We start from the raw sequence: 8,429 nt of genomic DNA on the forward strand, positions 1-8,429 counted from the left end.
AACCCCAACAACTTCCTTAGCGCACTTTGCCATTGCCAAAGTAAAATTACCCAGTCCTGAAAACAGATCCAGAGCACGCTCATCAGATTTAAGTTCAAGTAGCTGCAGCGCGAGTAGAACCATCTTCTGATTCACACCAAGGTTGATTTGCGTAAAATCTTTTGGGTGGAATTGTAAGGCTAAATTTTGCTTCAATACCCGCAAATTATAGGACAAGTTAGCTTGGCCTTCTTCTCGGCACTCATTTTCCGGCCACAACTGCTGAATACTGGAAATGTCCCCTGCTTGCAGAAACACCGTCCACTTCTGCTCCTTCGCAAGGTTTCTAAGCATTTCCAAGTCACTCTGCTCAAGAGGCTTCACATGCCGAATCAACACGCCTATTCCCTCACGACTCAAGGACAGTTCCAGGTGGCCAAGTGCTTTATGCACCGAGATTGAAGCAACAAGTTCTTTAAGTACGGGTAAGGCACTTGAAAGCTCACTAGCCATAATTGGGCAAGAATCTATATCTAATGTCTCTTTGGAGGCTTTTTTACGAAAGCCAATTCGAAGCCCTTCTCCTTTTCGGCCATAGTCGACACTGAGCCGGACACGCGAACGATAACCCCACGGCTCACTCTCGACAAGCGGCAACCATTGTTGCGGAGCCAAATCCCCAAAGTGCTTAAGCTGGTCAGCCAATACAGTTTGTTTATGCGCCAGTTGAGCTTTATGCCCCATATGTTGGAGGCTGCAGCCACCACAAGTTCCATAATATGAGCATACAGCTTCAACACGTTGATCTGAAGCTTGCATCACTTTCACCGCAGCCAGCTCATCATATTTAGCACGATGAGCCAAGACCTCAGCCAAAACAGTCTCACCGGGCAAGGCATAATGCACAAATTGCGTTTTGCCTTTATTTTTGGCGATACCTCGCCCCTCATGACTGAGAGACAGAATTTGACACTGAAGCAAGCCACTATCAGAGCTATCAACATCGTTGGCGAGGTTCTTGGACTCCAGGCTCACTTTCACCCGAGCTTCCTGCTTCGAATCTTTAAGTTCACGCTCAAGTGATTTTTTTTGCTTTTTAGACTGCTCACGCAGCTTAGTTCTATGCTTAGAAAAAATATTTGCCATAGTTACACGCTACCGAGCCACCTGCTCACGAAAAAACACCTGTTGAAAGGTAACGATCTCCACGGTCACAGATAATGGCGACGATCACCGCATTTTCAAGCTTGGCTGACAAGCGCAAAGCTGCAGCCACGGCTCCGCCTGAGGACACACCGCAAAAAATACCTTCCTGTGCGGCAAGGGCCTTCATTGTTCTTTCCGCTTCATCTTGCCCCATCTCGACCACTTCATCGACTCGTGAGCGATCAAAAATACTCGGCAGATACTCTTCAGGCCAGCGACGAATACCGGGAATTGCCGCATTTTCTGCAGGTTGCAAACCCACTATCTTGATATCTGGGTTCTTTTCTTTCAGAAACCTGGAGTTTCCCATAATGGTACCTGTCGTTCCCATGGCACTGACAAAGTGAGTAATTTTTCCATGAGTTTGCTCCCAGATTTCAGGCCCCGTCCCGCAATAATGAGCCAAGGGGTTGTCATCGTTCGCGAACTGGTCGAGGACAATGCCCTTGCCTTCGGCCGCCATTGACTGCGCCAGGTCACGAGCGCCCTCCATACCTTCTTCTTTGCTAACATAGAGCATTTGTGCACCGTAAGCTTCCATTGAGGCCTTCCGTTCCATGCTAGCGTTGTCTGGCATAATCAGGATCATCTTGTAGCCCTTGATTGCCGCAGCCATCGCTAAAGCAATCCCCGTATTGCCACTCGTTGCTTCGATTAAGGTATCACCGGGCTTTATCTGCCCTTTTTCCTCTGCCCTCTGAATCATACTTAAAGCAGGCCTATCCTTCACCGAACCTGCAGGGTTATTACCCTCAAGTTTGACTAGCAGGATATTAGTTGTCTGACCAGGTAAACGCTGTAACCTGACGAGGGGGGTATTTCCAACATAGTCTTCAATCGTAGGAAATTCGTTTTTTGCATCACTCATTGGGAGTAAAATTCCTGTTCAATATTCTGTTTACAGAGTATGTATTAATTCAATGCGCCCAGTCTAGAATGCCTAATTCACAGACAAGACAATAAAACGACACTAGATCAAATTAGCACCGTTTAATCATACTAATTTCTGTAAAGCTTGCTATGGCAGTCCATCGTACAATTGTCCATAATACATAGTTCATGATATACCACACGGCCTGACAAAGCCTTATATTATATAAGTTTAAATCCATGAAACCTATCAAGCTCAAGTCTCGCATCGCACTGATTGCCTCCTTGCCTCTAGTATTAATATTTCTTGGCTTAGGCCTAGTATTAGCCGACCACAGGCTAAATGTCGTTGAAAAACAGTTTTTCCAACAGCTAAGTCTATTAACCCAGACCAGCGCCAGCATCACAGCTCAACACTTGCGAAACAAAGCCACGCAAAAAGATGATGAAAAGCAATCAGAACTAAACGATCTGAATAAATACTTTGACACGCTACTTGCTTCCCCCCTTATCGAATCGATTACGCTACTCAATTCAAATCATAAGGTCTTAAAACACCGAGGCACTCAGCTATCCGCACGACTTAACCCAACAACCTTTCCCACAGTCAGCCCAAAAATTATCGAGACAGGCAATGAAAACATTTTCGTCATACCGCTGAATACTGAAAAGCGCTCAGCCACTCTTTCATCTTTGACTCAAAGTAGACTAAAAAAACAAGTTGGCCCAAGCACCTATCAACAGGAACAGAGTAAGGCATGGTTATTAATCAACACCAACCGGGGCTCCATGAACCAAGAAATCGGCAACACAGTCATGAAGGCTATCTGGTTAATGTTAGTCGGCGCAATCCTTTGCTATTTCTCTGTGCGTTTTTTGATTAAACAAATAATAGCGCCAATTAAAGAAATTGGGCTGCATTTAGGTAAGCTGGCTGACGGCAATTCCGACATACACATTCAAACTGTTTTCCCTAGCGAACTTAACCAGCTGGCTCACAGCGCTAATCAGTTAGGTGAGCGCTTGAGCCAAACTCAATCTGACATGACGCAAGAAATTGAACAAACTACAGAAGACTTGCGAGAAACTCTCGAAACAATTGAAATTCAGAACGTAGAGCTCGATATAGCGAGGAAGCAGGCTGTTTTGGCAAACCGAACCAAGTCAGAATTTTTAGCCAATATGAGTCATGAAATTAGAACACCACTGAACGGCATTATTGGTTTCACCAACCTCTTACTTAAAAGCAACCTGAACAAACGACAAATAGACCACCTTAGTACAATCAAAAAGTCTTCAGAAATTCTGCTACTAATCATAAATGATATTCTCGACTTCTCAAAAATAGAAGCCGGTAAGCTATTGCTAGAAAAGGGTACCATTGAATTTCGGGAGCTTATCGATGACGTGGTTGCTATGCTTGCACCGACGGCTCACGCCAAGAATCTGGAGTTGGTTCACCTACATTACCAAGACGTCCCCAGGGCCATTATTGGCGATCCTCTGCGCATCAAACAAGTTGTCACCAACCTGGTCAATAATGCAATCAAGTTTACCCAGGCTGGTGAAGTCTTAGTCAGGGTGATGTTAGCCGATGACGAAAATGACCTCAGCCGCGAGTCTGTCAAAGTGTCAGTGACCGATACAGGCGTTGGTTTGTCTCGCGCCCAACAACACTCGATTTTTAACGCCTTTTCCCAAGCTGACGCCACAACTGCGAGAAACTTTGGCGGCACAGGTTTAGGGCTCGCGATATCCAAGAACCTAATTGAGCAAATGGATGGTGAAATTGGCTTTGAGAGTGAGCTTGGCAAAGGCTCTACATTCTGGTTTACCTTACCCATAGAAAAACCAGGCAACGAGCTTGAACAGCTCCCAACCCAAGAGCAGCTAAGAGGCAGCCATATAATATGCTACGAACCCAAAGGGTCCGCCAGACTTGCAATAGAGCATATGTTCAACTCCTGGGGTGTAGACTACCAGTTTGCCGAAAGCAAATTACAACTGATAACCCTGGCAAAAGTTGCTGAGACCCAGAAAGATCATCGCCGACTAACCTTGGTGAGTCTGGATAAAAGCCAGTTAGGCGTCCCTGAATACACCTCGATCATGCAAACCCTTCAATCACTAGGTCAACGAGTTTTGCTCATTACGCCGACCCTAGAAGACTACGATACCGAAGCCATTCAAAGCGCCAGCGCACACTTGGTGAAGCCGCTCACCCGACAGCGTTTTTACAATGAGCTATGCGAACTAAGCATGGAAAACTACACTAAAAAAAGCATCTTGAAAAAGCTCACAACCCCTATTTCAACGCCTATTAAAAAAGATAGACAACCAATTCTTGTCGTGGATGATAATGATATCAACTTATCGTTAGTGGTCTCAATTCTGGAAAGCATGGGGATACAAGCAGAGTCCGCTAATGACGGCTTTGAAGCAATCAGCAAATGTCAGGAGACCTCGTACAAGCTTATTTTTATGGATATTCAGATGCCAGGAATGGATGGTGTTGAAGCGATGAAGCGCATCCGGCAGATTAATCAGCAGTATAAAACAGCAACGATCATTGCACTGACTGCCTACGCCCTTCCCGAAGAACAACAAACCTTTCTCAACCAGGGTTTTCAAACACTTATCACCAAACCAATTGATGAAGAAAAGCTCAGTAAAACAATCACAGAATATCTTCCCGAGCTANCCAGTGACCTAGGTCAGAAGCAAGCTACTACGTCTATGCCTGNATCGCCCAAAGACAATAGCCCAGTTCACTTACCGGAAACAAATAATACCACCCCAGACCCTCGTCAATCTCAGGCTATTCATTCATCACACACGCCAATTAAAATCATCGATATAGAAGAAGGCGTGAGTTTGTGTAACGGTAACCAAGATCTTGCGGAAACTTTCTTAAAAAAGTTTTTGGAAAGCTTACCAGGTGAAAAAGAACGAATTGAGCAGCTATTCCAAAACAATCAGCTCGAACTACTTGAAGAGTCTGTCCACAAATTACATGGCGCCTGCCATTATTGTGGCGTTCCAAAGTTAAGAAAAACAGTAAAAGATACCGAACATGCTTTAAAAACTTACGAGCGACAGTTGGATACATACATAAATGAGCTTCTCGAAGACATTCAGCGAGTTCTTGATACGGCTAATGAATTGAAGCTAATCCCCTCTTGAGTCACCAGCTAAGCGCTATGCGGATCACACTCTGAAACATAGGCGCTTTTTTAAAAGCCTCGAATTAGATATATTAACTCGGTTAACTCAACCCGAAAGGATTATTAACTTTGGATGCGAGCTATGATCAAGCTCCGAATGTGTAAGTGCATCCAAGTTCAACGATATGGAATACGTTAGAGCTACTAACGTAATTTGCTAAAAAGGTTAATGCAGCTTATGTCCTCACGTCGCTCTCCGCTCCCCAAAACCATTTCGATTATGGTTTTCCTATTTTTGCTAGGCACCCTACAAGCATGCGGACTCCCCGAAGAACAAGGTGGCACTGATGGTAGTTCCAGCGATTTAGATTCTGATAGCGATACCGCACGAGACCCAGATTTAACCCTCGGAAAAACTCTGATAATCAACGCAGAACGACTAGACGGTTCAACAGACCTAAGCCTAGGTCAAATATCCTTAGTTTCACTAAATGCCGACTTCAACGAAACCTCTGACGGCAACCTCCCCACCTGGGACGTAACGAGACTTGAGGACTCCAGCAACATCCAAATGTTTATCGAGTCCGATTACATTGAACAAATTAACCACGTAATAAAAATCCGCTATAGTGACGATGAAATTTATTACGCAGCCATCCCTTACATCCCAATCGCGGTTAATTCTACTGCACAAGTTACCACTAATATTTTTACTCATTACCTACTCAAAAAGGTATTTGATCAAATTCCCGACTCTAGCGCTTTGTTAACTCACCAACCTTGTCTTACCGATAACCCTGTGATTGGCTGTGATAACCAACCTAGAGCTAAGCAAGACTACTTATCAATGATAAATAATGCTGTTGGCGAGTTTAACTTCGAACTTTCCAACAACAATAATATTTCACAGGCAATAGAAACCTTGGAACAACAAGACGAAATTCGTCACTATGTGGAAGCTGCTGCGACAGAGTTAACCAGAGCAACGAGCCCTTTCGCAAAAGGTACAATGCGCGAAGTGACTGGCCTGGGTTTCGATGAAAATGGCGACGTTTTCTCTACACCTCCACCTTTGCCAAAAACTTATAACAGTGCATTTCTTGCCCTCTCTTTAAGCGATATCAACGCAACTAATAGGAGCGTAGAATCCATTGGCTTTGCTGCATCCAATTCAACCATCGTCGAAAACAGGGAGCTAGCCAATGAACTGCCCGCTTACCCCAAATATCAAAGCACCACCTATTTAACGGACTTACGCCGCGAGTCAGCGCTATTTATCGATATCCCTTATGAACGCACAAGCCTAACCGTGAGAGATATTAACGACAGCGATATTGACCGATCTGAGCCAATCAACGCTTATGCTTCAGCCTCTACGCCCGACTCTTTCTTAAGTAGGGAAGGCAACATATTGGAAGCACGTACATTAAGCCCATCTCAACCGGGTGATGTGACTGATACAAAAGATGTCGCGTGGCAATACGAACCTATTTTCGCCAAGCTCTACCAAGTAAACGAATATGAACCAGACTCGGTTTACTCACCTGTCGAGGAAGAGGAAGATATTGATTATGGAAACGAACCAACTTGGCTAACTGGTGGCAACTTTAGCAAAGCCGCGAACTACATTGTCAAAAATCCAAATACTGAAGATGAAGAATTAGGAGACCAGATCGAAGATATCAATCTTTTTTCATGGGAAGTACACGCTCAGCAAACACCTAGCACTTTTTCCACCAGCTTACTTAATGGCAAAAGCTACGGAGTAATATCCTTCTCTCAGAAGCTCAATGATACAGATAAAATAATAGAAATCTTTGGCGAAACAATGATTTGGAATGCATCTGGTAGTTTTTTCAGCCTGGAGCAGCCTATTAATAACCCCCACTATAGAAGCCATACCCTAGCTCGTCTCGCCAACAACAACTCACAGTCATTGACAACGCAAAGAGGAATTATTGAGGACTCACGCAGATTCTTTAGTGAACTGAGCGAAGTATCAGACCCAAGCAGCGAGACAGGCATTTCAGAGGTAAATAGAGGTATATTGAAGCTCGATGGTGGTCTCGAAGCACCTATTGGTCACGCGACAGAAAGCGGAAGTCATTTTGCGTTTTCCTTCAACACCTCTGATACAACTGTGACTACTGATCGTGGGACAGGAATTATTCTCGGCGTTGAGCTAGAGGAAGTAAGCAGCCCAATCTTTCCCGATACCGACGATGTAATACAGTTTACCTATCATATACAAGGTAATAGCATGACTATTTTGGACGAAACAAACAGTCTACAAAATCTGAACGGATCAACTCTGCATATTACCGATAGACTAAATGCAGGTTCAAGCAATGACTGTCATGCCACACTGCAATTATCGAGAATCTACGTTACTCATACCCTGACCAGCAACCCAGAGACGAACTCCCTCAGCTCTCCGAATCAAGACTCTCAAGCGTCGGTAGAAAGTGACACTTGCCGTGTTACCTTTAACGAGATTGAAATTAGCTTTGCTGATGTGTTGGGGCAAGCTTTAACATTAAAGGGATTTATATCAAAATCTGACGACAGCGCGACTCCAGGGAATCTCCTAACTTTATTATGGCTACAGGAAAACAGCATTGGTTTAGTACTTGCTGGCAAAGATCAGATATTAAAACCAGGCTTCGAATAAAGCCTGGTCGAGAGTAAAATGAAAGACGATATAAACGAAAAAAAGCTAACTAGTAAAATCAAATCTGCCTTCAGCTCCCTTTCTCAGGAAGCTATTACTCACGCACTAATTTTGTATTACACCCTACGCGAACCAAACACTCCAGCATGGGTAAAAACGGTTATTCTCGGAACGCTCGGCTACTTCATTAGCCTTATTGACGGGATTCCTGACTTAACCCCCGTTCTTGGCTACACCGATGACATATCTGTAATGGCTGCGGCAATCGCCACGCTGTCTCGATACATCACACCTGAAATCAAAGCGAAAGCTAAACATAAAACTGATGCTTTCTTTCCAGCTAAAAAAACTGATCAAAAGAAGACTTCAACTGAAGCGCCACCCGATAAACCAGAACAGTAAGCATGAGCACTATCCTCCCACCTATTGCCACCACCTTATTTGCACTATACAGCCAGATTAAATAGATAATGCAGCACCATATTTACATGCGTACGCTGTAATCTTGTACTTGTAGGTGTCTCTCGATAAAATTTTAC

The 8,429-nt window shown here is 44.2% G+C and carries 5 protein-coding genes; 3 read left to right on the forward strand and 2 right to left on the reverse strand.

All coding sequences use genetic code 11. The annotated features are described in order from the left end of the window. The coding region (rlmD, locus tag A3757_RS06955; protein ID WP_068739355.1) for a 23S rRNA (uracil(1939)-C(5))-methyltransferase RlmD at positions 1 to 1,125 on the reverse strand (1,125 nt) is incomplete at its 3' end. Positions 1,126 to 1,150: 25 nt separating this feature from the next. Continuing rightward, the gene (cysM, locus tag A3757_RS06960) at positions 1,151 to 2,053 is read right to left on the reverse strand and encodes a cysteine synthase CysM (RefSeq protein WP_068509959.1); all 903 of its coding nucleotides are present in this window, start codon (positions 2,051 to 2,053) and stop codon (positions 1,151 to 1,153) included. A 242-nt stretch (positions 2,054 to 2,295) separates the two neighbouring features. Here cysM and A3757_RS06965 point away from each other — a divergent pair, with 242 nt between their 5' ends. From A3757_RS06965 to A3757_RS06975, 3 genes are all read left to right on the forward strand, one after another. Next, on the forward strand, positions 2,296 to 5,238 hold the full coding sequence (locus A3757_RS06965; protein WP_068739357.1) for a hybrid sensor histidine kinase/response regulator: 2,943 nt from the start codon (positions 2,296 to 2,298) through the stop codon (positions 5,236 to 5,238). Between the two features lie 219 nt (positions 5,239 to 5,457). After that, positions 5,458 to 7,890, forward strand: a complete 2,433-nt coding sequence (locus tag A3757_RS06970) for a hypothetical protein (RefSeq protein ID WP_156490395.1) — start codon at positions 5,458 to 5,460, stop codon at positions 7,888 to 7,890. Positions 7,891 to 7,908: 18 nt separating this feature from the next. Beyond that, a complete protein-coding gene (locus tag A3757_RS06975; RefSeq protein ID WP_068507569.1) occupies positions 7,909 to 8,292 on the forward strand; it encodes a YkvA family protein in 384 nt (127 codons plus the stop codon). Positions 8,293 to 8,429: the final 137 nt, after the last annotated feature.

Source organism: Oleiphilus sp. HI0117, assembly GCF_001635235.1.

Excerpts from the sequence above, each read along its gene's own strand:
- cysM (WP_068509959.1), bottom strand. The coding sequence starts at position 2,053 with ATGAGTGATGCAAAAAACGAATTTCCTACGATTGAAGACTATGTTGGA.
- A3757_RS06970 (WP_156490395.1), top strand. The coding sequence starts at position 5,458 with ATGTCCTCACGTCGCTCTCCGCTCCCCAAAACCATTTCGATTATGGTT.
- A3757_RS06975 (WP_068507569.1), top strand. The coding sequence starts at position 7,909 with ATGAAAGACGATATAAACGAAAAAAAGCTAACTAGTAAAATCAAATCT.